Origin of the sequence: Corynebacterium sp. HMSC067D03 (assembly GCF_001811185.1) — a bacterium.
Taxonomy (GTDB): domain Bacteria; phylum Actinomycetota; class Actinomycetes; order Mycobacteriales; family Mycobacteriaceae; genus Corynebacterium; species Corynebacterium coyleae.
In genome coordinates, this window is record NZ_KV803842.1 from 120,748 (window position 1) to 145,392 (window position 24,645).

Genomic DNA, 24,645 nt, shown 5'->3' on the forward strand with positions numbered 1-24,645 from the left:
CTCCAAAACTGGAATGGTCGCGGTTTGAGCCGGGAGGTGTGGGCTATCTCCGACAGGATCCACCTGCCCTTTTGTGCTATTATGCAAAAGGTCGGCAGGTCTAGAAAGCGGTTGGCGGGGCGTGGGAGCAGACGAAGGCGCGATCGGGCGACAAAAGAAGTAGCGCAGCAGGGACGTGTCAGACTATGCGTTGAGCAGTGCCTAGGCGCTACCGCGTAACATCAGCGCCGTGACAACACTTCCTACCACCGCGTTCGGCCTCGGGCCCCTGCCCGGCACCGACCTCGCGCAAGCCGCGGACGTGGTGCTTTCCGAGTCGCCGCTGCCACACATCCCGCAACTGCCGGACCGCGGCGTCGGCTCCGATCTCATTGGGCGCACCGCAGCGCTGCTAGAAATCCCAATCGCGCCGGGCCCGCGCGGGTGGCGCGTTGCCGCCCGCAAGCGCGCAGACGCCGACCGCATGGCGCGCGACCTCGACCACCTCGAGGAGCTCTGGCACGGCAAGGTAGACACGGTCAAGGTGCAGCTTGCCGGCCCGTTCACGCTCGCCGCCGAGGTGGAGATGGCCAACGGCCACCGCATGATCACGGACCCCGGCGCGCTGCGCGACCTCACCGACGCGCTGCTCGAAGCATCTAATCAGCACCGCAGCGATGTCGCCGGCCGCTTCGGCGCCACGGTGCTGCAACTCGATGAGCCGCGCCTCGGCGACGTCATGGCTGGCACGCTCAAAGGCGCGACCGACTACGAAGCCATCCCGGCTATCCCTGAGCCACAGGAGACCCTGCACCGCTTCGGCGAGCATCTGTTGCACACACCTGTGCTTATCGACGACACCCCGTGGCAGACCACCGACCCCCGCACCTGCAACCGTGATGCACTGGCACGTCTGCTCGATACGGGGGCGCGCATCGCGATCCCGACCATGCAGCCGCGCGAGCTCTACCGCGTGTTCGACGAGTTACAGATCGACCCGGCACAGACCCAGATCGATGTGTACGCCAACCCGGCCGACACACTTCTTGGGAGCGCACGCAACTACGCTGCCGCTCGCGAGATGCACGAAGAACTGGCAAGCCAGTAGTAGCGCTTTAACCCTGCATTGGCCAGGCGGTGAGCACACCCGAGGCGTCGCGACCGTTGGCCTCAAAATACTTCTTGCGGTCGGTCTGCATGCGGAAGTACTCCACGGCCTGCCACTCCATAAGATCGCCAGACTCCATCTCGGCGAGGTCTGGGTAGGCCTTGCGCACCTGCATCCACGCCACACGTGCGGCGGCGAACGCGTCGGCGGTTGCCTCGTGGGCGTTGTCGATGCGCACCCCGTAGTGCTCGCACATCGCGGTCAGGTTGCGCGGGCCCTTGCGGTAGCGGTCCTTCGCCCGGTCGACCACCAGCGGGTCGAACACAGGGCCGGTGACGGTGAAATCACCGGTGAGGTTGCGCAGCACCGTCAGGTCATAGGGGGCGTTAAACACCACGAGTGTCAGGCCGTCTTCCCAGCCCTTCTTGATCGCCTCGACCGTCTCGCGCACCACCTCGTCGTGGTCGCGACCCTCCGCACGCGCCTTCTCCGTCGTAATGCCGTGCACCTTGGCGGCTTCCTCGGGGATTTCAATCCCGGGATCGGCGAGGGTTTCGTTGGCGTCGACCACGCCGTCGTCGATACGCACTAGCGCAGACGTGACCACGCGAGCCTCGCGCGGGTTAGCGGAGGTGGTCTCCAGGTCGAAGGAGAGCATGCGGGAGGCATCGAATGTGGCCATGCCGGTCATTGTAACGAGCGCGCCGAAACGAGTGAGCCAAAGTCGTTAATCGAGCTTGCGGACTCCGATAAACCTGGAGAGCGGAGTCGGATCCCGATTGAGGTCATAAGTGCGCAACAGATCGATGTACGAAGTCTTATCCAGATTCCAGTCGTACTCATGTGTATGAGGAAGATCCTGCGACGCTGCAAAAACGAGATCAGCCATGAGGCGGGTGACTCGCCCGTTACCATCAGTGAACGGATGGATTCGAACTAATTCCGCGTGGGTTGCAATACCTAGCTGCCTGGCTGTGAGCAACGAAGCCTCTGCTTGGTAACCAAGATTGCCGAAGGAAGCATGTAACTCAGTGGAGATGAACTGCGGATCAACACCGATATTGAGCCCAGTGCGACGGAACGCACCAGACCAGGTCCAGATGCCGCCAAATAGCAAGCGGTGAAGCTCAACAAGGAACGATGTTGTCAGTATCTCGTCGAGAGTAAGTTCCGAACTGTCGATGACCTCGAGCATCCGGGCACGAGCAACTGCAAGGGTCTGCTGTTCAAGGCTATGAATTGTGAGCTTGTCAGGGATACGGTCAAAGTATTCGAGCAGCGCCGGTTCGAGCGCACTCATTTCATCTCCGTCGAGCGGAGTTTCGCCGTAGCCGGGGTCTAACCCCATCCGCGTTCCTCGAAAAGCCGGGAAAGAATTTGCTGTTCAAGCTCGGAAGGTTCGTAGTCGCTAGGAACCGCCCGGTCCTCAAGCGCCATTGAGGCACGAGCGGCGCGGTTCGAGGCCTTGGATGCTTCGAAGCATTGTGCGTGTGTTGCGGTCATGGTGTGCCTCCCTTCTTCCAGCGCATTGTAGTAGCAGCTCGGTTACCTTGTGGAATGCAACCTGGTGAAATTGGAGAGGCCGATTGCAAGCGACGCAGAGATTGTTTTAGCACCTACACTTGCTCCTTGTGAGTGAAATTTCCGCTGATCTGCACCGTGAATGGGACGAACTAGCCGCAGAGGTCCGCAAGCACCGCGACCTGTACTACAACGGCCAGCCGGTGATTACCGACGCCGAGTTCGACGAGATGTTCCGCCGCCTCCAGAAGATGGAGGAGGAGCACCCGGAGTTGGCGGTGCCAGATTCGCCGACCAAGCAAGTCGGTGCGCCGACGGCCGATTCCGCGTTCGCGGACGTGACACACCCCGAGCGCATGATGAGCCTGGACAACGTGTTCTCCGAAGAGGAGATGCGCGAGTGGCTGGACAAGACCCCGGGGCCGTACCTGACGGAGTTGAAGATCGACGGTCTGTCCATCGATTTGATCTACGAAAACGGGGAACTGACCCGCGCAGCTACGCGTGGCGACGGCACCACCGGTGAGGACATCACCGCCAACGCACGCGTCATCGAGGACATCCCGCACAAGCTCACCGGCGACGCACCTGCGTTCCTCGAGGTGCGCGGCGAGGTGTTCATCCGGCCTGAGGACTTCCCGGAACTCAATGAGTTGCGCCAAAAGGAAGGCGGCAAACCATTCGCCAACCCCCGCAACACCGCAGCCGGCGGCCTGCGCCAGAAGAATCCGGAGGACGTGAAGAAGCGCAAACTGCGCATGATCTGCCACGGCATCGGCGCGCGCGAAGGCTTCAACCCGGCAACCCAGCACGAGGCGTACGAGAAACTCGCCGAGTGGGGCCTGCCGGTCTCCGAGTACACGCGCCGGGCAGAGACTGCGGACGATGTGCTCAAGGCCGTGAAGTACTGGGGTGAGCACCGCAATGATGCGATCCACGAGATGGATGGGCTTGTGGTCAAGGTGGATTCTGTCGCTGAACAGCGCGGTCTTGGCGCGACGTCGCGCGCGCCGCGCTGGGCGATTGCCTACAAGTATCCGCCGCAGGAGGTGACCACGAAACTGCTCGACATTGAGGTCTCCGTCGGGCGCACGGGCCGCGCGACGCCGTACGCGGTGCTGGAGCCGGTGTTCGTCTCAGGCTCGACGGTGTCCATGGCAACCCTGCACAACCAGCACGAAGTTAAGCGCAAGGGCGTGATGATCGGCGACACCGTGGTGGTGCGCAAGGCCGGCGAAATCATCCCGGAGGTACTAGGCCCGGTTGCGGATCTTCGCGACGGCACCGAGCGCGAGTTCGTCTACCCCGAAAACTGCCCGGCCTGCGGCACGAAGCTCGCCCCCGCGAAGGAGGGTGATGCAGACTGGCGCTGCCCGAACACCCGCTCCTGCCCGGCGCAGCTGGCCACGCGTTTGGAGTACATCGCCTCGCGCGGTGCCTTCGACATCGAGGCGCTCGGGGAGAAGGGCGCGGTCGACCTCATTGCCTCCGGGGTGCTGGAGGACGAAGCGAAGCTGTTCGACCTCACCGAGGAGGACCTGAAAAAGTCCAGCGTGTACACCCGCAAGGACGGCGAGGTCAACGCCTCCGGCAAGAAGCTCCTGGCCAACCTGGAAACCGCGCGGCACGCCGACCTGTGGCGCGTGATCGTGGCGCTATCCATCCGCCATGTCGGCCCCACCGCGGCTCGCGCGCTCGCGTCGCGCTTCCGCTCGATGCAGGCGCTTATCGACGCCCCCGTGGAAGACCTGGCAGAAACCGACGGCGTAGGCGAGGTGATTGCGGAGTCGTTCAAGGAGTGGTTCACGGTGGAGTGGCACCAGGCGATCGTCGATAGCTGGGCGGCCGCCGGCGTGACCATGGAGTCCGACGAAGAGGAACGCGCCCCGCAGACCCTGGAGGGGCTGACCATCGTGGCCACGGGCACGCTTGAGGGCTTTACCCGCGACGAAATCAAGGAAGCAATCTTGTCCCGCGGTGGCAAAGCGGCAGGCTCGGTGTCGAAGAAAACCGACTATGTGGTCGTCGGTGAAAACGCCGGCTCCAAGGCAGCGAAAGCCGAAGAGCTGGGCAGGCCGATTCTTACCGAGGAACAGTTCGTGCAACTGCTCGAGGGCGGCCCAGACGCGCTTGCATAGGTTGCGCGCCGGGCAATGTGCCTCGTCGTTAGTCGCGAGCGGTTAGCTCAGGATCGCGCCGATGATGTAGCCCAAATCGCCGACCTCGCGCACCTCGGAGGCCAAGAAATCGGGACCGCCCACACGGCCGACGACGAGCACGAGGTCGGTGCCGTGCAGGGGTGCCACGGTCAGGGCGGTGTCCAACTGGAACCAAGACTCTGGCACCCATTCGTCGAAATCGGGCTGCAAGATGCGCGCGCCCTCGATTGCGGGCATCTGCGGGGTGGAACCGTCATCCTCGGGCGCGGCGGAGGAGGCAGCGACGCGCTCCAAACCGGCGTCGGTGTTGCTCAGCACCACCGCCCAGGAGGAGGTGACGGCCTTCGGCATGACGTTGACCAACTCTTCGAGCGTGTCGGCCTGTTTGCCGGAATGTGCCGCGATCTGGGCGAGCATCTGGATCTGTCCGCGGCGGTCGACGCGCCCGGTGAAGGGGCGGATCGAGTCCACTTCGGCGCCGTCGACGGATGCGACGGCGGTGATCAGGGTGTCCACCATGACTCCGGTGGGCAGGGTGACCACGATGTCGTCGGTCACGGTGCCGTCGAGTGAGGACTCGACGATGTCCACGGAGTTGATGTCGGCCTCCACGATGCCGAACGCCTCAGCGAGCTGGCCGAGGCTGCCCGGCACATCGGGGAGTGAAACGCGGATGAGGTACGACATGGCCTTATTTATAGCAACTGGGGGTGGAGAGGCGGTGGCACGACGTGACGTAAGATAAGGCGCGTTAATCGCAACCCACGTTATGCCGAAGGGATGGGACTGTGGCTGAGATTTCACGCGACGAGGTGTCGCGCATCGCACGCCTGGCGCGAATTGCGCTGAAAGACGAGGAGCTGGACACGATTGCCCAGCAGCTGGACACGATTGTGGAAGCAGTGTCGAAGGTGCAAAGCGTGGACACCGAGGGCGTGACCCCGATGAGCCACCCGCACTCCATCGACGCCGGTATGCGCGCCGATGTGGAAAAGAAGGTGCTGACGCAGGAGCAGGCGCTGGATCAGGCACCGGCTGTGGAGGACGACCGCTTTATGGTGCCGCAGATTCTCGGAGAGGGAGACTAAACGATGACGCAGTACACGATTCCGGCAGAGGGGCTCGTCGCAAAGCCAGCGCACGAACTTGCGGCGATGATTCAGGCTGGCGAGGTCACCTCGCGCGAAGTTACTCAGGCATTTTTGGACCGTATCGCGGAGATTGACGACGAGCTGGGAGCCTTCCTGCACGTCGGCGCCGAAGAGGCTCTGGCTGCAGCCGACAAGGTCGACGAGCAGGTGAAGAACGGCGAGGAGCCGGCGTCTGCGCTCGCTGGTGTGCCGCTGGCACTGAAGGACTTGCTGGTGACCACGGATGCGCCGACGACGGCTGCGTCGAAGATGCTTGAGGGCTACATGAGTCCGTACGACGCCACCGTGGTGGCGAAGCTGCGCGCCGCTGGCATCCCGATTCTGGGCAAGACCAACCTGGATGAGTTCGCCATGGGCTCTTCCACGGAGAACTCCGCGTACAAGCAGACGAAGAACCCGCACGATCTGGAGCGCGTCCCGGGTGGTTCCGGTGGCGGTACCGCTGCGGCGCTTGCGTCTGGTGAGGCGCCGCTGGGCATCGGTACCGATACGGGCGGCTCGATCCGCCAGCCGGCATCGCTGACCGGCACCGTTGGCGTGAAGCCGACCTACGGTGGCGTGTCGCGCTACGGCGTGATCGCCTGTGCGTCCTCGCTTGACCAGGTCGGCCCGTGCGCGAACAATGTGCTTGATACTGCGCTGCTGCACGAGATCATCGCTGGCCACGACGAGTTCGACGCCACCTCTGTGGACCGCGAGGTTCCGGCGTGTGCCGACGCTGCTCGTGAGGGTGCGTCCGGCGACCTCAAGGGCGTCAAGATTGGCCGCGTGAAGCAGTTCGAGCGCCCCGGCACCCAGGAAGGTGTCAAGGAGGCCATCGACGCCGCCTACGCTCAGCTCGAGCGCCAGGGGGCTGAGATTGTCGAGGTCGACTGCCCGAGCTTCGACGACGTCATGGGTGCGTATTACATCATCCAGATGTCCGAGGTGAGCTCGAACCTCGCACGTTTCGACGGCATGCGTTACGGCCTGCGCGTCGGCGACGACGGCTCCCGCTCCGCTGAAGCAGTCATGGCAGCCACCCGTGGCGAAGGCTTCGGCGGCGAGGTCAAGCGCCGCATCATCCTCGGCACCTACGCGCTGTCGGTGGGCTACTACGACGCCTACTACCTGCAGGCGCAGCGTGTGCGCACCCTGATCGCCCAGGACTTTGCCAAGGCCTTCGAGGGCTGCGACGTGATCGCCGCACCGTCTGTGCCGTCGACCGCCTTCAAGTTGGGTGAAAAGGTCGATGACCCGTTGGCCATGTACAACTTCGACCTGTTCACGCTGCCGCTGAACCTGGCTGGTTTGCCGGGCATGTCGGTTCCGGCGGGCAACGCCTCCGATACCGACCTTCCGGTTGGTCTGCAGTTGATCGCCCCGGCGTTCGAGGACGCACGCCTCTACCGCGTGGGTGCCGCATTTGAAGCCGGCCGTTAATCCCTGGAATACCCTCGCAGCCTTGGCTGCGGGGTATTTTCTTGTCCTGATTGATCAGGGCTTTATGCCCGTGATCACCCCGCTTCTGCCGTACGAGGTAGGCAGCGCGGTGTGGCTGACCAGTGTGTACTTGCTGTGCACGGTCGCGCCCATGCCGGCCACTGGACGGCTTGGCGACGCCTTCGGGCAGCGACGCATGTTCCTCGCCGGCCTGACCGTCTATGTTGCGGCGCTGGCACTAGCGGGCGCGTCGTGGTCGTTCGGTTCCCTGATCGTCGCGCGTGCGCTCCAGGGCTTCGGCGCCGCGGTGTTCTTACCGCAGGCCTTCGGGCTGATCCCACGCGTGTTTGCCGACGACAAGCAAGGCCGCGCGTTCGCCGTATGGGGCGTGATCGGCTCGGTGGCCTCACTCATCGGGCCGGTGGTTGGGGGTGCGATTGCGCAATCCCAGGGATGGCGTGCGGCGTTTTACGCCCAGGCGGGGCTCGGGGCGGTTGCGCTGGTCGCCGGTGTCATTGCGCTGCCGCGATTAACGACGACAGGGGAGCGGGTCACCTTATTACCGATCGTGCTGTCCTTCGGCGGGCTTGGGCTGTTGGTCTACGGCATCCAGTTCGGCTATTGGCCCTCGATCCTGTTCGGTGTGCTGCTGCTGGGCGTGCTTGTGCTCTCGGCACGCAACGGCACCGATGACGGGTTCCTACCAATCGAGCTCCTTTCGGACCGCGCCTTTTCACTGGGCACGCTCGGCGTGGCCTCCATGGGGTTCACTGTCGCCTCGATGTTTATCCCGCTGATGTACTGGCTGCAGACGGTCGCAGGGGCCTCGCCCTCGGCGGCGGGCCTGATCACAGCACCGATGTCGGTGCTCGCGCTGGTGCTCACGCCGGTGGCCGGCTACCTGACGGATCGGCGCAACCCCGGCAAACTCTGCGCGATCGGGTTCACGCTCAGCGCTGTGGCGCTGGTGCTGGCGATCGCGCTCATCAACGCCGGCGCTAGCCTGTGGTGGTTCACCGCAGTCACGGCGCTGCTGGGTATTGGCGGCGCGTTCGTGTGGGCACCGAATGCTGCTGTCACCATGCGCGGCATCACCGAGGGACAGACCGGTGCAGCGTCCGGGTTGTACAACACCGCACGCCAGGTAGGCAGCGTGCTCGGCGTGGCACTTGTGGGGGCAGTGCTCGCCTCCGGGGAGATCGATGTGACGGCGTCGAAGGCGCTGATGTTGCCGGTTGTGGCAATGGTGGTGGGTGTGGTGTCGTCGATACGCATTGCGCCGCGGGCAGTGGCAGGCGCAGCGCGCTAGGCTGGCGTGCATGCGACTTGCCACGTTGACCTCTGGAGGAGATTGCCCCGGACTAAACGCCGTTATCCGCGGTGTGGTCCGCACCGCGAACACCGAATACGGCTCCACCGTCGTCGGTTACCGCGACGGTTGGGTCGGTTTGATGGAGGACCGCAGGGTCGATCTTTACGACGACGCCTACATGGACTCCCTGCTTCTGCGCGGCGGCACGATCCTAGGCACCGGGCGACTGCACCCGGACAAGTTCAAGGCTGGCATCGACACGATTAAGGCGAACTTGGACGACGCCGGCATCGATGCGCTCATTGCCATTGGCGGCGAGGGCACACTCAAGGGCGCGAAGTGGCTCTCCGACAACGGCATCCCGGTCGTGGGCGTGCCCAAGACCATTGACAACGACGTGGCTGCCACGGACTACACCTTCGGGTTCGACACCGCAGTCTCCGTGGCCACCGACGCGATCGACCGCCTGCACACCACAGCCGAATCCCACAACCGCATCCTGATCGTGGAGGTCATGGGCCGCCACGTCGGCTGGATCGCCCTGCATGCTGGCATGGCGGGTGGTGCACACTACACCGTGATCCCCGAGGAGCCGTTCGATATTGCGGAGATCTGCAAAGCCATGGAACGCCGCTTCCAGATGGGGGAGAAGTACGGCATCATCGTCGTCGCCGAAGGCGCGGTGCCCAAGGAGGGCACGATGGACGCCGGGCTTGGCGAGGAAGACGAGTTTGGCCACAAAACCTTCAATGGCATGGGCCAGATCATTGGCGACGAGGTGAAGAAGCGCCTCGGCTACGACGTACGCACCACAGTGCTTGGCCACATCCAACGCGGCGGCACGCCGACCGCCTACGACCGCGTGTTGGCCACCCGATACGGTGTGCACGCCACCCGCGCAGCTCACGACGGCAACTTTGGCAGCTGTGTGGCCTTGCACGGCGAAGACATTGAACTTGTCGCGCTGGAGGATGCGGTAGCGCAACTCAAAACGGTCCCGGAGCGACGCTACGCCACCGCGAAAGCGATGTTCACATAGCACCCGGACGCGCACTCTATGAAAAACCGCATTCCTAACCCCTGCCGCCTGCTCATCGTCGGCATCAACCCCGGCCGCCTCACCGAGGAGGTGGACGCGCCGTTTGCCTACCCGGGCAATCGCTTCTGGCCGGCGTTGGAGGCCGCAGGCATCACCCCATACCGTGTCCACGCCAATGAGGGGTTATCGGAGGAAGACGCGGCCATGCTCAACGAGCGCGGCATCGGGTTTACCAACCTGGTGGGGCGCATGACGCCGAAAGCGTCGGACCTTTCCAAGGCGGAGCTCGTGGAGGGAGGTGAGGTGGTGCGGAGTGTCGTCGAAAAGCATCAGCCCAGAGCTGTGATGTTCGCTGGAATCGGGGCGTACCGCGATGCTTATCGACGACCAAAGGCCACCCGCGGTCTTCAACCCGAAACCCTCGCCGGAGTGCCGGTGTGGGTGGTGGGCAACCCCAGCGGGCTCAACGCGCACGAGACCGTGGCCACGCTCGCTGAGAGCTACCGGGAGGTCTGGGAGGCGACAGCGCCGCTTTGACGGCCGATGGTGCGATCGCCGTGCGCCGTTCACGGGCGCTGACACGCTACCGGCAGGGCGATGATCACCTAGGTTTACAGCTGGGGCGCTCTCATGCCCCTCGTTCACTATTTTCGGAGGCACCGTTGAATTTCTGCGACAACCCCACCTTGAGCAATGAGTGGGTCACTCTCGAGCCCCTTGGCCTGCAGCACGCGGAAGCCCTTGCCGCCTGCGTCGGGGATCTGTCGAGTTTGTGGTACCAGGACCACATTCCGACACCGGGGGGAGTGCCCGAGTACATCGAGACGTATCTCGCTGATCAGCACCGCGGGGTGCGCGCGCCGTGGGCGATTGTCGAACCGGAAGGATCGGCGATCGGCGTGACGACGTTCCTGCACCCGGATCCGACCAATCGCAACATCGAGATCGGATCGACCTGGATTGCCAAAAACGCCCAGGGCGGAAAGTTCAACACGGCGGCGAAGCTGCTCCTGCTTCAGCGCGCGTTCGAGGACCTCGGCTGCCTGCGCGTAGAGATCCGTACGCACTACATGAACCGCCAGTCGCGTGCGGCTATCGAAAGACTCGGCGCGAAGCTCGATGGAGTGTTACGCCGCCACAAAATTCTCGCCAGCGGTCTCGTGCGCGACACATGCGTCTACTCCATCCTGGACATTGAATGGGCGGAAGTGAAGACCTCGCTCAAGGCCCGCCTGAACAGGTGATCCGCCGAGGTCAGGTCAGCGCGTCGAGGCCAATATCCAGGATGGTGACCGAATGCGTGAGCGCGCCGACGGCGAGGAATTCAACGCCCGTGTCCGCGTAGGCGCGGGCGCGATCAAGCGTCAAGCCACCCGAGGATTCGAGCATCGTCGCTGGGGACAGTGCATCTCGCCGGGCGACTGCCACCCGCGTGTCTTCCACTTCAAAATTGTCCAGCATGACCAGAGTCGGCTTCAATTCCAGGACCTCGGTGAGCTGATCTAGGTCATCCACTTCGACCTCAAGGGGGAGGCCTGGGAATGCGTTGGCCGTGCGTCGATATGCGTCGGCTGCGCTACCGACGCTCGCGACGTGGTTGTCCTTGATCAGTGCCGCGTCACCCAGACTCATGCGGTGGTTGACACCTCCGCCGCAACGCACGGCGTATTTCGCCAAATCGCGGTAGCCGGGAAGCGTTTTCCGGGAATCCCTCACCCGCGCCCGAGTGTCGGAAATAGCCTCCGTCCACGCAGAAGTCGCGGTCGCGATGCCGCTAGCGTAGGTGAGCAGATTCAATGCAGTCCGTTCCGCCGACAGAATGGCGCGCGCCGGGCCGGACACCGTAGCAAGACAGTCACCGGCCGTCACTCGATCGCCGTCGGCGGCGTGCACAGACACGTCGACGGCGGGGGAAATCTCGCGCATAGTCCATCCCACAACGTCGATTCCCGCGACGGTCCCGTCCTGGCGGGGGACCACCTGTGCAGTAAGAACCGCGTCCATGTCGATTGTCGCCACGGATGTGGCGTCGGGGCCATGAGCGAAGTCCTCCGCGAGACCGAGACGGATGAGTCGCTGTATGGCCTCCTTATTCAGTGGAGGGAAGATCGGCTGAGCAGGCGTTGTCATCGGTGTCTATTCACCGCTTCCCGGTGTGCCGATCGCGATCATCCGCTCCAATGACTGGCGCGCCTTCGCCGCGACGTCCTCGGGCACGGTTATCTCGTCGCGGAGGTCACGCAGGCTGCGAACCAGCTTTTCTGGGGTGATCATCTTCATGTACCGGCAACTAGCTTGGGGGTTCACGGGCTGGAAATCCGCCAGCGGAGCCCGCTTTCGCAACTGGTGTAGCATTCCCACTTCGGTGGCTACGAGCACAGTTCCTTCTGTGTCGCGGTCTGCTTGGTCGAGCATCCCGCCGGTGGATAGCATGTGCACACGCTCCGGTTGGATCACTCCTTCGCCAGCGAGGAAGATTGCGGAATTCGCACAACCGCATTCTGGGTGGATATACAGCGGCGCATCGGGGTGCGCCGACGCTTGCTCCGCAAGCTCCTTGCCGTTGATTCCTGCGTGGACGTGGCATTCGCCCGCCCAGATACGGATGTTCTCGCGGCCGGTCAGGCGCTTCACGTGGGCGCCGAGGAACTGGTCGGGGCAAAAGAGGATCTCACGGTCCGGATCGATGGATTCCACCACTTCAACGGCGTTCGAGGAGGTGCAGCAGACGTCCGTAAAGGCCTTGACATCGGCGGTGGTATTCACATAACTGACGACGACCGCACCAGGATGTTCGTCCTTCCATTGCTGAAGTTGCGTAGCGGTGATGGAGTCCGCCAGCGAGCATCCGGCATCTTGGTCCGGGATGAGCACCGTTTTGTCGGGGCTGAGGATCTTGGCGCTTTCCGCCATAAAGTGCACACCGCAGAACACGATCACGTCTGCGTCGGTGTCGGCGGCGATACGAGATAGCGCGAGTGAATCGCCGGTGAAGTCGGCGATGTCCTGGATCTCCGGGATCTGATAATTATGCGCCAGAATGACGGCGTTTCGTTCGCGCTTAAGTTTGCGTACTTCATCGATCCACATACGCCCAATGTAGTCCGGGGCGCTCTGTCGGTGACGATGACATCGGTTTTCCACGCTGCTCGCCCGGATTTTCACCGCGCTACTCACACGCTGGCTGGCCGGTGAGCACATGGATGTCAGTGCAGGCCCAATGGCGTGATCGATCGTGAAAATGGTCATTCTGCCGGTCGGCCTCGGCCTCCTCGTCCGTCTCGTCGCACCGCGTCTTGTGGCGGCGGTTGTGCTGGTGCTGCCGTGGGGCTCGGTCATCGCGATCGCAATCATCGTCCCCATTGTCGTGGCCGGTAGCCGCGACAAACTCGCCCAGGCCGGCCTCGTCGTCCTGCTCGTGGTCGAGCTCCACAACGCCCTTGGTTACGCGTTGGGCTACGCCACCGCAAAGGCGATGTTTACCTAAGCCACGCTGGGGTTTCCTAACGTATTCTCCAAAACCTCCCCGAGTGTCCATAGTGTGAGAGTAGGATCTCACGCCATGAGTCAATCGAGTAGTGGGGCGACCACCGCCGAAGATCGTTCGGCCCTGATCGCCTCTGTTGTCTTCCCGATCCTCGTCGTTGTCGGCGGTTGCATCGGGTACTTCACCCCGTCTGTCGTCGCACCGATTACCGGGTGGACAACCTGGCTTCTGGGTGTGGTCATGTTCGGTATGGGGCTGACGTTGAAGGTCGCTGACTTTGCAATCATCGCCAAGCGTCCAATGCCTGTCCTCATTGGCGTGATCGCGCAGTTTGTCATCATGCCGGTACTGGCGGTGCTCATTACGTGGATGCTGAATCTGCCACCGGAAATCGCAGCTGGTGTCATCCTCGTCGGCTGCGCCCCGGGCGGCACGACCTCCAACGTGGTGACCTACTTGTCACGCGGTGATGTGGCGCTGTCGGTGGCGATGACCACGGTGTCCACGCTGCTCGCGCCGATCTTCACGCCACTGCTCACCCTGTGGTTGGCGGGGCAGTACCTGCCAGTAAGTGCTGGTTCGATGGCGATCTCCACGGTCAAGATGGTGCTGCTTCCGGTCCTGCTCGGCCTCGCGATTACGTTCTTCCTACCGAAGATCGCCCAAGCGATCTTGCCGGCGCTTCCGTGGATTTCTGTCGTCGCCATTGGGGCGATCGTCGCGATCATCGTCTCTGGGTCCCGCGACAAGATCGTCGAAGCGGGTCTGCTTGTCTTGGTAGCTGTGATGATCCACAACCTGCTCGGCTACGCGCTTGGCTACTTCACCGGCAAGGGGACCAAGCAAACAGAATCTGCATCGCGCACCATCGCGGTGGAAGTCGGCATGCAAAATTCTGGCCTCGCCGCCACGCTCGCGGTGCAGTACATGACCCCGCTTGCCGCGCTGCCGGGTGTCATCTTCTCGGTCTGGCACACCCTGTCGGGCGGGATCTTCGCTATGGTCATGCGTCTTCGCGATGACCGCGCGAAGCGTGCCGAGAACCCAGCAGCGCCTGCCGCAGAACCCATGGTGGTCTAGGGCCATCCACTACAAGTCGCCGCGACGTGCCACCCACACGAACGCGGCGATCTTTTTACGCCCGACAGCGAGCGCATTGCCTAGCGACGGCCCATTGCCCGCATGAATCGTTCCCCACAACGTATCGCCGGGGTGCGCGGGAAGAACGTCGCACAGGTGCTGCATGGCGGCGGGGGCGAGGCCGCGGCCGCGCGCGTGGTCGTCGAGAAGATTCTCGTAGACCTGAAACCCGCGCATCCCGTTGGCGTCGTCGCGCGCTGCGGCGATAACGCCGGCGCGTTGGCCTCCAACTTCCACTGCGTACAGTGCGCCTGTTTCTGCGCAACTTTGCAACTGCGGCAGTGTCGCTGCTTCGGTCCAGGTCGCCACGTCGGGCGTTTGCTTCACGACGTTGCCCAGCACCTCATCTGCGTAACCCGTCATCTCCTCGGGGGCTGCTGGAACGAGACGCACCAGGTGGCTCTGCGGACGGCGTGGTGCAGCGCGCAGTTCGGAGACGAGGCCAGCAACGATCCACTGATCCACATCGGCGCTCTCCGGCGGGTTGGGCAATTCGAACCGGATTGCAACCGGCGCAAAATCAGCGAACTCGCGGTGCAACTGTGCTGCATACGGTGCTAACCCGTCGTACTGCGGTGATACGGACGTAGCGACGACATGCACAAACGGCTTCTTGGGATCCAGCCCCAAAAAGCGGATGCCGGCGACGCACCAGTGCCCGTCGGCAAACTCGACGCGTCGGTTCGCCCACGCAAGCGGGTCCTCTACGGTCGGCCCGCCGATGCTGTTGAGGTGATCGCGGAATCCGGCGCCGAACTCGTCGTTAGCCACATGCTCTGCTTGCGGGCGCATCTCCTCCGTCGCGAGGCGGAGGCGTTCGTCTTGCGAGTACCAGTCGCGCAGCTGGCTGGGCATCCAGGCCGCATAAGCACTCGCCATTTGGGCAAGCAATGCGTTCGTCATCGTTAGTGCCTTTCCGTCTGAGGGAAGTTTTTATCTTAGGTAAATTTCGCCACGGCGAGCTGGAGCGCGAGCGAATCGGGTAGGGCAGTAGAATGGCCGGCATGACTGCCTACGATCTGATGGATTACGACGAGGTACTGGAAAAGTACGACCCGGTTATGGGGCTTGAGGTGCACGTCGAGCTCGCTACTGAGACGAAGATGTTCTCCACGGCCTCTGCCCACTTCGGTGCGGAGCCGAACTCCAACGTTGACCCGGTTTCGCTCGGCCTGCCGGGCGCACTGCCGGTGGTCAACGCCAAGGGTGTGGAGTGGGCAATCAAGATCGGCCTGGCGCTGAACTGCAAGATTGCGGAGTCTTCCCGCTTCGCGCGCAAGAACTACTTCTACCCGGATCAGCCGAAGAACTACCAGATCTCCCAGTACGACGAGCCGATTGCGTACGACGGCTACCTGGACGTCGTGCTCGAGGACGGCACCGAGTGGCGTGTGGAGATCGAACGCGCGCACATGGAGGAAGACACCGGCAAGCTCACCCACTTGGGCTCCGCTTCCGGTCGTATTACCGGTGCTACCGCTTCGCTCGTGGACTGCAACCGTGCAGGCGTGCCGCTGATCGAGATCGTGACCAAGCCGATTATCGGCGCCGGCGAGCGTGCCCCGGAGGTGGCGAAGGCGTACGTCGGCGCACTGCGTGAGCTGGTGAAGGCGCTCGGCGTCTCCGATGCTCGCATGGACCAGGGCAGCATGCGTTGCGACGCCAACGTGTCCCTGCGCCCAGTCGGCCAGGAGGAGTTCGGCACCCGCACCGAGACCAAGAACATCAACTCCCTAAAGTCGGTGGAGCAGGCCGTGCGCTTTGAGATGCAGCGCCAGGCTGCAGCACTGGAAAACGGTGAGGAGATCGTCCAGGAAACCCGCCACTACCAGGAAAAGGACGGCTCCACCTCGAAGGGCCGCCCGAAGGAAGAAGCCTCCGATTACCGTTACTTCAACGACCCTGACCTGCCGCCGGTGATTGCAAAGCCGGAGTGGGTTGAGGAAATTCGCGCAACCCTGCCAGAGTTGCCGTGGGTGCGCCGTGCTCGCATCCAGGAGGAGTGGCAGCTTCCGGAGAAGGAATTCCGCGACCTGGTCAACGCTGGTGCGTTGGATCTCATCGTGGACACAGTGGAAGCTGGCACGACCCCGGACGAAGCACGTTCCTGGTGGGTGTCCTACATCGCCGGTAAGGCTAACGAGGCAGGCAAGGATTTGGACGCGCTCGGTGTTACCCCGAACGATGTCGCACGCGTGGTTGCGTTGGTCAAGGAGGGCAAGCTGACCACCAAGCTTGGACGCCAGGCGATTGACGGTGTGATTGAGGGTGACGGCAACGTTGATGAGGTCGTCGCAAAGCGTGGGCTCGAGGTTGTGCGTGACGACGGCGCCATCGAGAAGGCTGTCGACGACGCACTTGCCGCCAACCCAGACATCGTGGAGAAGTACCGCGCAGGCAACAAGAAGGTCACCGGCGCAATCGTCGGCGCCGTAATGAAGGCCACCCAGGGTAAGGCAGACCCGGGCCAGGTCAACCAGTTGATCGCGAAGAAGCTCGCGGAGTAAAACCTCAGCGAAGCACCATCCAGCCGGCCCCGACTGATGTACGGGGCCGGCTGGTTCTTCTTTGGTGGGTTGTAGGTAATGGTAACAATGCATATCCTGTAGGTACGTACCTGCAGGGAGGTGTGTTATGACCGCTATTTCCGCCAGAGAATTCAATCGGGATGTCAGTGCCGCGAAGCGCGCCGCGCTCGATCACCCTGTGATCATTACTGATCGTGGGGAGCCGTCACACGTTCTGCTGTCGATCGACGACTATCGTCGGCTCTCATCGTCAGAAACTGGGTGGGTAAAAGCAGTTCAAATGAAGGATGAAGATATAGAATTCGACCCTCCACGAGCTGAATTTAAAGTGCGGAGTCTCGACCTGTGAGGTATTTATTCGATACCAACGTTATTAGTGAGCTGCGGAAGCCGCCCGGCCGAGTGAATCCTCGAGTGGCGAGTTGGGCCGACAACCTGGCAGAGGGAAACGTATACATCTCTTCCATCTCAGTTTTTGAGATCGAAAGAGGAATTCTGCTCAAGCAACGTACGGATCCAGTGCAGGCTGAAAGGTTGCGCGACTGGTTCAATGGTCAAGTTAAAGTTCAATTCAAAGGGCGCATTCTTCCTTTTGATGAGGACGTAGCCTCTGTGGCGGCTGCGATGCACGTCCCGGACCCGAAAGCGACTGCGGATTCTTTTATCGCTGCTACCGCTCAAGTACATAGCCTTATCGTTGCGACACGGAATACCCCTGGCTTTGAGTCGATGGGCGTTGAGCTAGTTAATCCCTGGGAGATGTAACCGCGAAACGCGAAAGCCCCGGCCAGTGTGGTGGATGGCCGGGGCGGGGGAGTCGTCGTCAAGCAGTGCTACTTGTTTTGAGGCTTGACGGCCGGGAACTCGCCAGTCTTGTACATCTCCTCGTAGGACTTCCAGTGGATTTCGTCGCCCGGGGTATCGGGTGCGCCCTCGTAGGACTCAGACTCCGGATCGAGCGCAGGCACGTCCGCGATATCGAATTCGCTGGAAGAGTCCGCGTGCAGATCCGCAGCAACCTCTTCCTGGACGGACTGCCACAGGTCTTGGCCGCCCATGTGGGAATCGCCGGTGAGCTCGTCGACTTCGTTGCGCTCGGCGCGGGTCAGCGGCTCGCCTTCCGGATCGAGCGCGGTCTCGGCAAGCTCTGCAAGCCGCTCGCGGCGTCCCGTCTCCTCCTGGATGTTCTTGCGGTCGCGGAACCAAGCCACACCCATAGCAATGCCAAGGGCAAGACCGAGGTAGCCCAGAACCGGGTAAACCCAACCAAGCAGGTCAGCGAAGCCAATGAAGGACAGGGCGTAGCCGACGAGAACCGCCGCGAAGTAGTACGGGCGGAACTTGCCCGGCTTGTCGTGGCTGAGGCGACGACCGCTGGCGTAGAACATGCCGACGGCGGTGTTGTAAATCATCAGGTAGATGACAATGGAGACGAACACGCCCACTGCCGGGTGCATGTTGTCGAAGACCATCAGCAGCGGCATGTCTGCGTCCATCACGTCTGCCATGTTGCAGAACAGAATGAACGTGAGGATCAGCAGCAAAACAGCGAACATAATGCCGCCCAGCAGGCCACCCTTACCGGCCTGTGCAGGGTTCATGTGGGAGCCAGCAAAGACGAGCATCATGGAAACGTCCATGATCATGACCAGGGTTGCGTAGTTCAACGCGGTGATCAGCCAGTTACCAAACGTGCCTGATGCGCTTTGGTTCTGCTGTGCAATCTCGTTGATGTATCCGAAGTCGGACGGGATGTTCGTCAGTGTGATCACAAACGCGGCGAGCAGGCAGATGATCAGCAGCGGCGTGATGAAGGAGAAAACGTTCGTGAGCCTGTCGATGTCAAGAAGACCGGACAGGAGCAGCAGCACAACCATGATGGTCGATCCGGCCCAAGTTGGCAGGCCGAATTGTTGCTCGAGGTTCGCGCCAGCACCGGCGACCATGACGAAGCCGATGCAGAACAGCGTGAACACGGTGGTGATGTCCATGTATTTAGCAATCCACGGACGCGAGACACTCTTGAACACGGCACTGTGGTCATCGGCCATGTAGTAGGAACCGAGCTGGTAGACCCAACCACTGAAAATTGCGATCGCGGCACCTGCGATGGCGGCGCCGATGATGCCCTTGTAGCCAAAGGCAAGGAAGTATTGGATGACTTCCTGCCCGGAGGCAAAACCAGCGCCGACAGTCAGGCCCACGAGCGCGAGGGCGACTTTGAGCGTTTTACTCATCGATAAACAATCCTTATATAAATTTGCGTAAAAGATTTAGAGCGCGTAGCAGGGTAACACCATTACACGGGCTTGGCTAACTAGGTTTGTTGACATCGGTGCAGCGCACCCCGGCGAGTTGACAAATCACAGCGAAGTTTTCGCCTAAGTTGTAGGCCATGGCTAAAAATCCACGCGATCTCACACCCGACGATCTGAACAACCTGGAAAACGTCGCTGACGTGCCAGAATACAAGGGGGATGCTGCGACGGAGATTTTTCCGCAGACTTCCCAGACGGGCGACGAGGTGCGCCTGAGTGCCGATAAGGCAGCACAAGCCTCTGCGCCGTCCGCAGGCTCTACTGCGGTCCCCTCGGCGTCTGCATACTCATCCGACCCGGCACCGGTGACATCCGCGTTCATCCGTGAATCTGAAACCATCGCACCGGCAGCCCCCGCAACCTATGCGGAGGAGCCGGTCGAGCCGGTTGCGGTGGATCCGGCACCGGTTGCAGTAGAGGAGGAAGACGCCCGCCGTGGCACGACTGATTTCGGCTTGCTGCTGCTGCGTCTGTTCCTCGGCGCGTACCTGATTATTGATTCCGTCGCAGTGTTCTTCCGACTCGGCGGCAACGACGGTATCGCCGGCCTAGAAAATGCATTCGCCAACTACCCGTACGGCAACGGCCTGGCTGTTGTTGTTCCCACCCTCGAACTCACGGCCGGCGTGTTCTTGGTCCTTGGTCTGCTCGGACCGATTGCGGCAGCTGTGGCGATCGCCGTCACCGGCTTTTTGGCGCTGCACGCATTCAACGGTCAGACGGACGGCTTCAACGTCTTCGCCTGGACGCCGGAAACGTGGGTGCCGGTCATGCTGCTGGCAGTGTCTCTCGCAGTGCAGTTCACAGGCCCAGGCCGCTACGGTATCGACGCCTCGCGCGGTTGGGCGAAGCGTCCGCTGGCATCGTCCTGGATCTGCGCCATTGTGGGTCTTGCCGCAGCAGGTGCGGCGTGGTGGTTCGGCACCGGGATTAACCCGTTTGCCTAAACCACACGCACGCTGCGTTTAGTCCACTTGGCGGACGGCGCCCTTGTCGGCGCTGGTTGCCATCTTGGCGTATGCACGCAAAGCCTTCGAAACCTCGCGGACACGGTTCGGTGTCCAGGGGTTGTCGGAGGCTTCCATAGCTTCACGGCGCTTTTCCAACTCTGCTTCCGGCACATCCAGCTTCAGTTCGCGGTTGGACACGGAGATGGCGATGGTGTCGCCGTTTTCGATGAGGCCGATCAGGCCGCCTGCGGCAGCTTCGGGGGAGATGTGGCCAATGGACAGACCGGAGGTGCCTCCGGAGAAGCGACCGTCGGTGATCAGTGCGCACTTCTTGCCCAGGCCAGCGCCTTTGAGGAATGACGTCGGGTGGAGCATTTCCTGCATGCCCGGTCCACCTGCTGGGCCCTCGTAGCGGATGACCACAACCTCGCCTTCGAGCACCTCGCGGTTGAGGATCATGGACACAGCTTGCTCTTGCGAATCGACGACGCGTGCTGGACCGGTGAACTCCCATAAGCCTTCTTCGACGCCTGCGGTTTTCAGGATGGCGCCGTCCGGGGCTAGGTTGCCGCGCAAGACGACAAGGCCGCCGTCGGAGGTAAACGGGTGCTCGACGTCGTGGATGACGCCATTTTTCGCATCCGTATCCAGGCTTTCCCAGCGCGCGCTTTGTGAGAATGCCTTCGTGGTGCGCTCACCGCCCGGTGCGGCGTGGAAGAGCTCGAGCGCTTCCTCGGTAGCGCTTCCGCCGCGGATGTCCCAGTCTGCGAGCCATTGGCTTAGCGACGAGTACGTGATCGAATGCACATCATCATGCAGCAATCCAGCGCGGTGGAGCTCACCCAGGATGGCTGGGATGCCACCTGCGCGATGGACATCCTCGACGTGTGCCTCACCGTTCGGGGCAACCTTGGACAGGCAGGGGATCTTGTGTGACAGATCGTCGATATCTGCCAGGTCGAAGTCGATTTCACCTTCTTGGGCTGCGGCCAGGATGTGCAGGATGGTGTTGGTGGAACCACCCATTGCCATGTCGAGCGCCATGGCGTTGCGGAATGCATGGACGTTGGCCACGTTGCGGGGTAGGACGGATTCGTTGCCCTGGCCGTAGTAGCGCTCGCAAAGGTCCATGATGGTCTGGCCAGCGCGCTCGAAGAGTTCGCGGCGTGCGGTGTGGGTTGCCAGGGTGGTGCCGTTGCCCGGCAGTGACAAGCCAAGTGCTTCGGTGAGGCAGTTCATGGAATTAGCGGTGAACATGCCGGAGCAGGAACCACAGGTGGGGCAGGCGTTGTTGGCGATACTGTCGAGCTCGTCGTCGCTGACGTCGTTGTTAGCGGAAAGCGCGATGGCGTCGATGAGATCGGACTTCGGCTTAGTCACACCGCCGACAGAAAACGCCTTGCCGGCCTCCATCGGGCCACCGGAGACGAAGACGGCGGGGATGTTCAGACGCATTGCGGCGTTGAGCATGCCTGGGGTGATCTTGTCGCAGTTGGAGATACACACCATGGCATCCACGGTGTGGGCGTTGACCATGTACTCCACCGAGTCGGTGATGATCTCGCGCGAGGGCAACGAGTACAGCATGCCGGAGTGGCCCATGGCGATGCCGTCGTCGACCGCGATGGTGTTGAACTCCTTGGGTACGCCGCCTGCGGCGCGGACAGCGTCGGCCACGATGTCACCAACATGTTTCAGGTGAACGTGGCCAGGCACGAACTGCGTGTAGGAGTTCACGATGGCAACGATGGGTTTGCCAAACTCGTGCTCGCCGGTGCCTGTAGCGCGCCACAGGGCACGGGCTCCGGCTGCTTGGCGGCCAACGGTGGTGACACGTGAGCGAAGGGGGATCACGGTTTACTCCTTAGGTTCGTTCGCGGACGGGCGAGGTCCCGGCAGATCGGGGTGTTCTGCGAGGTAGGCATCGTATTCCTCGCGGGTAAGCAGGATGCGGTCGCCGTCTTTATCAATGATTTCGTACTTGCCGTCTGCTGCTTGCTCGGCGGATGCAATGACGTCTGTAATTCGTCCTCCGGATGCCTCGGCGAGCGCGGGCAATGAGTTGAACGTTACGCCAGGCAGGGGATACTCGGTGCCGTTTTTTGCAGCGACGCGTGCGGAAGTTCCCTTGAAAGCGATGCCGGCCAGGTCTTCCCAAGGAAGAAAGGCATTTTTGCGAACGAGGTAACGGGTTTTAATTCCTTTGTTATCCACTGTGGTGGAGGAGCAGAGTACCCATGCGAGCCACACAATGGGGATAAGAAGGAGCCAAATGAGATATTTCGGCGCCCACATGATGCCCATGAGTGCGATGCCGGTTGCGAGCACGATGGCGAGGATGTGCTCACGGGTTGGTTTAAACACTTTTTGGGTGGTCGGGGACGTTCCCTGTGTGGCTGTCATACCCCGGCATGCTAGTCATGTTGATGCCGGGGGAAGTAACGGGATGCGCCGGGGTGTCGTCGATACGCGTGATTTCTGTGAATAAAAATGCGCGAGGGGTGGGCTGGCTCACTATTGTCATGTACGTGATCAATCAGCGACTTGTAATTATTGTACCCACGCGGCGCTTGCCGTAGCGGGTTCGTTTTACACGCCGCAGACACAAGCGCCCTCGAGAGCACACCGCTCGCCGGGGGCTTTTATTTTTAGGTAATTCGAACACAAGGAGTGCAACGGTGGCAGGTTCACAACCATCCCCGTCGACGGAGAGCAATGGACCGGAGCGGATGAAAGGCGCGGACGCGGTCGTTCGCAGCCTGGAGGAGCTTGGCACGGAAATTGTGTTCGGCCTTCCGGGTGGCGCGGTGCTTCCGCTTTACGACGCCCTGTATCGGGCAACGAAACTACGCCACGTGTTGGTGCGCCACGAGCAAGGTGCGGGCCATGCAGCAGAGGGATACGCGGTGGCCTCGGGAAGGGTCGGCGTTTGCATTGCTACGTCTGGTCCCGGTGCGACGAACTTGGTAACACCGATCGCGGACGCTTACCTGGACTCGGTGCCGATGGTGGCGATCACGGGCCAGGTTGGCTCGTCGCTTTTGGGTACCGATGCGTTCCAGGAGGCGGACATCCGCGGCATCACGATGCCGATTACAAAGCACAACTTCATGGTGACCGACCCGGAGCAGATCCCGTTCGCGCTTGCGGCGGCGTTTCATATTGCCTCGACCGGCCGTCCAGGCCCAGTGCTCGTGGACATCCCGAAGGATGTGCAGAACGCGGAGATTGAGTTTAAGTGGCCGCCGAAGATCGATTTGGCTGGCTACAAGCCGAACACGAAGCCGCACAACCGTCAGATTGCCCAGGCAGCGAAGCTGATTTCTCAGGCGAAGCGTCCGGTGCTTTACATCGGTGGCGGTGTTGTGAAGGCGAATGCGAACAAGCAGCTGCTCGAGTTTGTTGAGGCGACCGGGATCCCTGTGGCTACGACTTTGATGGCGCTCGGAGCGTTCCCGCAGTCGCACCCGCTGTACCTGGGTATGCCGGGTATGCACGGTTCGGTACCGGCAGTGGGTTCCTTCCAGGAATCCGACTTGCTCATCGCTGTTGGCACGCGTTTCGACGACCGCGTGACCGGCGATACCGATACGTTTGCGCCGCACGCCAAGGTCATTCACGCTGACATCGACCCTGCAGAGGTGGGCAAGATCCGCGCGGTGGACGTTCCAATCGTGGGCGATGCTAAGCGTGTGCTGTCGGAACTGACCGATTACTTTGAGGAATCCGGAAAGGCCAAGGCGCCGTCGATTGAGCCGTGGATTGAGCGTCTGCAGGATCTGAAGCGTCGTTTCCCGCGCGGTTATGACAAGAACGAGGACGGCACGCTCGCTCCGCAGTTTGTGATCGAGACGCTGTCCAAGGCCGCCGGGCCGGACGCAATTTACTGCTCTGGTGTGGGCCAGCACCAGATGTGGTCTGCGCAGTTTGTGGACTTTGAAACGCCGCGCCACTGGATCAACTCTGGTGGTGCTGGCACGATGGGCTTTTCCATTCCGGCTGCGCTCGGTGCGAAGGCAGCGCACCCGGATGCAGAGGTGTGGGCGATCGACGGCGATGGTTGTTTCCAGATGACCAACCAGGAGATCACCACCGCTGCGCTCGAAGGCTTCCCGATCAAGGTTGCGCTGATTAATAACGGCAACCTGGGCATGGTGCGTCAGTGGCAGACGTTGTTCTACGACGGTAATTACTCTCACACGAAGTTGGGCGGGGAAACCTACGTTCCGGACTTTGTGCAGTTGTCGGAGGCGCTCGGCGCGGTTGCGTTCCGGGTGTCGAAGGAAGAAGACGTGCTGCCGACGATCCAACGTGCGCGTGAGATCAACGATCGCCCGGTGGTCATTGAGTTCATCGTGGGCGAGGACGCGCAGGTGTGGCCGATGATCTCTGCGGGCTCGTCGAATAGTGACATTGAGTATGCGCGCGGAATGCGCCCGTTCTTCGACGATGAGGAGTCGGCTGCGGAGTCGCCGCAGGCAATCAGCGAGGCCATCGAGACCGCTGCGGCGGAGCAGGAAGGGAACTAACA

25 protein-coding genes are annotated in these 24,645 nt (G+C 62.0%); 15 read left to right on the forward strand and 10 right to left on the reverse strand.

Annotated elements, in window-relative coordinates; genetic code table 11:
• Positions 1-229 precede the first annotated feature (229 nt).
• Entirely contained in the window at positions 230-1,087 is an 858-nt protein-coding gene (locus HMPREF2785_RS10245) for a uroporphyrinogen decarboxylase/cobalamine-independent methonine synthase family protein (RefSeq protein WP_070569360.1), read from the forward strand.
• Positions 1,088-1,094: 7 nt separating this feature from the next.
• On the opposite strand, the gene HMPREF2785_RS10250 is transcribed toward HMPREF2785_RS10245, so the two are convergent.
• Genes HMPREF2785_RS10250 through HMPREF2785_RS12020 form a run of 3 tightly spaced genes read right to left on the reverse strand, consistent with a single transcriptional unit; the run spans position 1,095 to position 2,590 of the window.
• A complete protein-coding gene (locus HMPREF2785_RS10250; RefSeq protein ID WP_070423028.1) occupies positions 1,095-1,769 on the reverse strand; it encodes a 3'-5' exonuclease in 675 nt (224 codons plus the stop codon).
• 45 nt (positions 1,770-1,814) lie between these two features.
• Positions 1,815-2,387, reverse strand: a complete 573-nt coding sequence (locus HMPREF2785_RS10255) for a Fic family protein (protein ID WP_168163597.1) — start codon at positions 2,385-2,387, stop codon at positions 1,815-1,817.
• 38 nt (positions 2,388-2,425) lie between these two features.
• Positions 2,426-2,590, reverse strand: coding sequence for a hypothetical protein (locus HMPREF2785_RS12020; protein ID WP_168163596.1), 165 nt, complete (start codon positions 2,588-2,590; stop codon positions 2,426-2,428).
• A 128-nt stretch (positions 2,591-2,718) separates the two neighbouring features.
• Between HMPREF2785_RS12020 and ligA the strand changes: the two genes are divergently transcribed.
• Positions 2,719-4,746 (forward strand): NAD-dependent DNA ligase LigA, encoded by a 2,028-nt coding sequence (gene ligA / locus HMPREF2785_RS10260; RefSeq protein ID WP_070615406.1) that lies wholly within the window; start codon positions 2,719-2,721, stop codon positions 4,744-4,746.
• A 42-nt stretch (positions 4,747-4,788) separates the two neighbouring features.
• Here the strand turns inward: ligA and HMPREF2785_RS10265 are convergent, their stop codons facing one another.
• Positions 4,789-5,454: an ACT domain-containing protein gene (locus HMPREF2785_RS10265; protein ID WP_070615337.1), complete on the reverse strand. Its 666-nt coding sequence runs from the start codon at positions 5,452-5,454 to the stop codon at positions 4,789-4,791.
• 101 nt (positions 5,455-5,555) lie between these two features.
• Here HMPREF2785_RS10265 and gatC point away from each other — a divergent pair, with 101 nt between their 5' ends.
• From gatC to HMPREF2785_RS10295, 6 genes are all read left to right on the forward strand, one after another.
• On the forward strand, positions 5,556-5,855 hold the full coding sequence (gatC, locus tag HMPREF2785_RS10270; RefSeq protein ID WP_070422994.1) for an Asp-tRNA(Asn)/Glu-tRNA(Gln) amidotransferase subunit GatC: 300 nt from the start codon (positions 5,556-5,558) through the stop codon (positions 5,853-5,855).
• Between the two features lie 3 nt (positions 5,856-5,858).
• Entirely contained in the window at positions 5,859-7,340 is a 1,482-nt protein-coding gene (gene gatA / locus HMPREF2785_RS10275; protein WP_070615340.1) for an Asp-tRNA(Asn)/Glu-tRNA(Gln) amidotransferase subunit GatA, read from the forward strand.
• 22 nt (positions 7,341-7,362) lie between these two features.
• On the forward strand, positions 7,363-8,649 hold the full coding sequence (locus HMPREF2785_RS10280; RefSeq protein WP_246815356.1) for an MFS transporter: 1,287 nt from the start codon (positions 7,363-7,365) through the stop codon (positions 8,647-8,649).
• A 10-nt stretch (positions 8,650-8,659) separates the two neighbouring features.
• Positions 8,660-9,691 (forward strand): ATP-dependent 6-phosphofructokinase, encoded by a 1,032-nt coding sequence (locus HMPREF2785_RS10285; RefSeq protein WP_070484362.1) that lies wholly within the window; start codon positions 8,660-8,662, stop codon positions 9,689-9,691.
• 18 nt (positions 9,692-9,709) lie between these two features.
• On the forward strand, positions 9,710-10,228 hold the full coding sequence (locus HMPREF2785_RS10290) for a mismatch-specific DNA-glycosylase (protein WP_070422990.1): 519 nt from the start codon (positions 9,710-9,712) through the stop codon (positions 10,226-10,228).
• Positions 10,229-10,353: 125 nt separating this feature from the next.
• The gene (locus HMPREF2785_RS10295) at positions 10,354-10,935 is read left to right on the forward strand and encodes a GNAT family N-acetyltransferase (RefSeq protein WP_070422989.1); all 582 of its coding nucleotides are present in this window, start codon (positions 10,354-10,356) and stop codon (positions 10,933-10,935) included.
• A 10-nt stretch (positions 10,936-10,945) separates the two neighbouring features.
• Here the strand turns inward: HMPREF2785_RS10295 and nadC are convergent, their stop codons facing one another.
• Together nadC and nadA are read right to left on the reverse strand one after the other, a co-directional pair.
• Positions 10,946-11,821 carry a carboxylating nicotinate-nucleotide diphosphorylase gene (gene nadC / locus HMPREF2785_RS10300; RefSeq protein WP_070422988.1) on the reverse strand — a complete coding sequence of 292 codons (876 nt, stop codon included), beginning with the start codon at positions 11,819-11,821 and terminating at the stop codon, positions 10,946-10,948.
• 6 nt (positions 11,822-11,827) lie between these two features.
• The gene (gene nadA, locus HMPREF2785_RS10305; RefSeq protein WP_371325707.1) at positions 11,828-12,868 is read right to left on the reverse strand and encodes a quinolinate synthase NadA; all 1,041 of its coding nucleotides are present in this window, start codon (positions 12,866-12,868) and stop codon (positions 11,828-11,830) included.
• 58 nt (positions 12,869-12,926) lie between these two features.
• Between nadA and HMPREF2785_RS10310 the strand changes: the two genes are divergently transcribed.
• Both HMPREF2785_RS10310 and HMPREF2785_RS10315 read left to right on the forward strand, forming a co-directional pair.
• A complete protein-coding gene (locus HMPREF2785_RS10310) occupies positions 12,927-13,178 on the forward strand; it encodes a hypothetical protein (protein ID WP_141740860.1) in 252 nt (83 codons plus the stop codon).
• A gap of 75 nt (positions 13,179-13,253) precedes the next feature.
• Positions 13,254-14,258 carry a bile acid:sodium symporter family protein gene (locus HMPREF2785_RS10315; RefSeq protein WP_070484268.1) on the forward strand — a complete coding sequence of 335 codons (1,005 nt, stop codon included), beginning with the start codon at positions 13,254-13,256 and terminating at the stop codon, positions 14,256-14,258.
• A gap of 9 nt (positions 14,259-14,267) precedes the next feature.
• On the opposite strand, the gene HMPREF2785_RS10320 is transcribed toward HMPREF2785_RS10315, so the two are convergent.
• Complete coding sequence (locus tag HMPREF2785_RS10320) at positions 14,268-15,221, reverse strand: GNAT family N-acetyltransferase (protein ID WP_070484265.1); 954 nt, start codon at positions 15,219-15,221, stop codon at positions 14,268-14,270.
• Positions 15,222-15,322: 101 nt separating this feature from the next.
• Between HMPREF2785_RS10320 and gatB the strand changes: the two genes are divergently transcribed.
• From gatB to HMPREF2785_RS10335, 3 genes are all read left to right on the forward strand, one after another.
• Entirely contained in the window at positions 15,323-16,825 is a 1,503-nt protein-coding gene (gene gatB, locus HMPREF2785_RS10325; RefSeq protein ID WP_070484358.1) for an Asp-tRNA(Asn)/Glu-tRNA(Gln) amidotransferase subunit GatB, read from the forward strand.
• Positions 16,826-16,952: 127 nt separating this feature from the next.
• The gene (locus HMPREF2785_RS10330; protein WP_070422983.1) at positions 16,953-17,195 is read left to right on the forward strand and encodes a type II toxin-antitoxin system Phd/YefM family antitoxin; all 243 of its coding nucleotides are present in this window, start codon (positions 16,953-16,955) and stop codon (positions 17,193-17,195) included.
• Positions 17,192-17,611 (forward strand): type II toxin-antitoxin system VapC family toxin, encoded by a 420-nt coding sequence (locus tag HMPREF2785_RS10335; RefSeq protein WP_070422982.1) that lies wholly within the window; start codon positions 17,192-17,194, stop codon positions 17,609-17,611. Before HMPREF2785_RS10330 ends, HMPREF2785_RS10335 begins: the two co-directional genes overlap by 4 nt.
• A gap of 68 nt (positions 17,612-17,679) precedes the next feature.
• Here the strand turns inward: HMPREF2785_RS10335 and HMPREF2785_RS10340 are convergent, their stop codons facing one another.
• Entirely contained in the window at positions 17,680-19,083 is a 1,404-nt protein-coding gene (locus HMPREF2785_RS10340) for a YkvI family membrane protein (protein ID WP_070422981.1), read from the reverse strand.
• Positions 19,084-19,241: 158 nt separating this feature from the next.
• Between HMPREF2785_RS10340 and HMPREF2785_RS10345 the strand changes: the two genes are divergently transcribed.
• A complete protein-coding gene (locus HMPREF2785_RS10345) occupies positions 19,242-20,111 on the forward strand; it encodes a DoxX family protein (RefSeq protein ID WP_070452316.1) in 870 nt (289 codons plus the stop codon).
• 18 nt (positions 20,112-20,129) lie between these two features.
• On the opposite strand, the gene ilvD is transcribed toward HMPREF2785_RS10345, so the two are convergent.
• On the reverse strand, positions 20,130-21,968 hold the full coding sequence (ilvD, locus tag HMPREF2785_RS10350) for a dihydroxy-acid dehydratase (RefSeq protein ID WP_070484262.1): 1,839 nt from the start codon (positions 21,966-21,968) through the stop codon (positions 20,130-20,132).
• 3 nt (positions 21,969-21,971) lie between these two features.
• Positions 21,972-22,517: a PH domain-containing protein gene (locus tag HMPREF2785_RS10355; protein WP_070452319.1), complete on the reverse strand. Its 546-nt coding sequence runs from the start codon at positions 22,515-22,517 to the stop codon at positions 21,972-21,974.
• A 326-nt stretch (positions 22,518-22,843) separates the two neighbouring features.
• Here HMPREF2785_RS10355 and HMPREF2785_RS10360 point away from each other — a divergent pair, with 326 nt between their 5' ends.
• The gene (locus HMPREF2785_RS10360) at positions 22,844-24,643 is read left to right on the forward strand and encodes an acetolactate synthase large subunit (protein WP_070484259.1); all 1,800 of its coding nucleotides are present in this window, start codon (positions 22,844-22,846) and stop codon (positions 24,641-24,643) included.
• The last annotated feature ends 2 nt before the right edge of the window (positions 24,644-24,645 follow it).

Coding starts and splice junctions, on each gene's coding strand:
- HMPREF2785_RS10290 (WP_070422990.1), top strand. CDS start 9,710: ATGAAAAACCGCATTCCTAACCCCTGCCGCCTGCTCATCGTCGGCATC.
- HMPREF2785_RS10355 (WP_070452319.1), bottom strand. CDS start 22,517: ATGACAGCCACACAGGGAACGTCCCCGACCACCCAAAAAGTGTTTAAA.
- HMPREF2785_RS10255 (WP_168163597.1), bottom strand. CDS start 2,387: ATGAGTGCGCTCGAACCGGCGCTGCTCGAATACTTTGACCGTATCCCT.
- HMPREF2785_RS10285 (WP_070484362.1), top strand. CDS start 8,660: ATGCGACTTGCCACGTTGACCTCTGGAGGAGATTGCCCCGGACTAAAC.
- HMPREF2785_RS10265 (WP_070615337.1), bottom strand. CDS start 5,454: ATGTCGTACCTCATCCGCGTTTCACTCCCCGATGTGCCGGGCAGCCTC.
- HMPREF2785_RS12020 (WP_168163596.1), bottom strand. CDS start 2,590: ATGACCGCAACACACGCACAATGCTTCGAAGCATCCAAGGCCTCGAAC.
- HMPREF2785_RS10320 (WP_070484265.1), bottom strand. CDS start 15,221: ATGACGAACGCATTGCTTGCCCAAATGGCGAGTGCTTATGCGGCCTGG.
- gatB (WP_070484358.1), top strand. CDS start 15,323: ATGACTGCCTACGATCTGATGGATTACGACGAGGTACTGGAAAAGTAC.
- nadC (WP_070422988.1), bottom strand. CDS start 11,821: ATGACAACGCCTGCTCAGCCGATCTTCCCTCCACTGAATAAGGAGGCC.
- HMPREF2785_RS10250 (WP_070423028.1), bottom strand. CDS start 1,769: ATGGCCACATTCGATGCCTCCCGCATGCTCTCCTTCGACCTGGAGACC.
- HMPREF2785_RS10315 (WP_070484268.1), top strand. CDS start 13,254: ATGAGTCAATCGAGTAGTGGGGCGACCACCGCCGAAGATCGTTCGGCC.
- HMPREF2785_RS10340 (WP_070422981.1), bottom strand. CDS start 19,083: ATGAGTAAAACGCTCAAAGTCGCCCTCGCGCTCGTGGGCCTGACTGTC.
- HMPREF2785_RS10360 (WP_070484259.1), top strand. CDS start 22,844: ATGAAAGGCGCGGACGCGGTCGTTCGCAGCCTGGAGGAGCTTGGCACG.
- HMPREF2785_RS10345 (WP_070452316.1), top strand. CDS start 19,242: ATGGCTAAAAATCCACGCGATCTCACACCCGACGATCTGAACAACCTG.
- HMPREF2785_RS10330 (WP_070422983.1), top strand. CDS start 16,953: ATGACCGCTATTTCCGCCAGAGAATTCAATCGGGATGTCAGTGCCGCG.
- gatA (WP_070615340.1), top strand. CDS start 5,859: ATGACGCAGTACACGATTCCGGCAGAGGGGCTCGTCGCAAAGCCAGCG.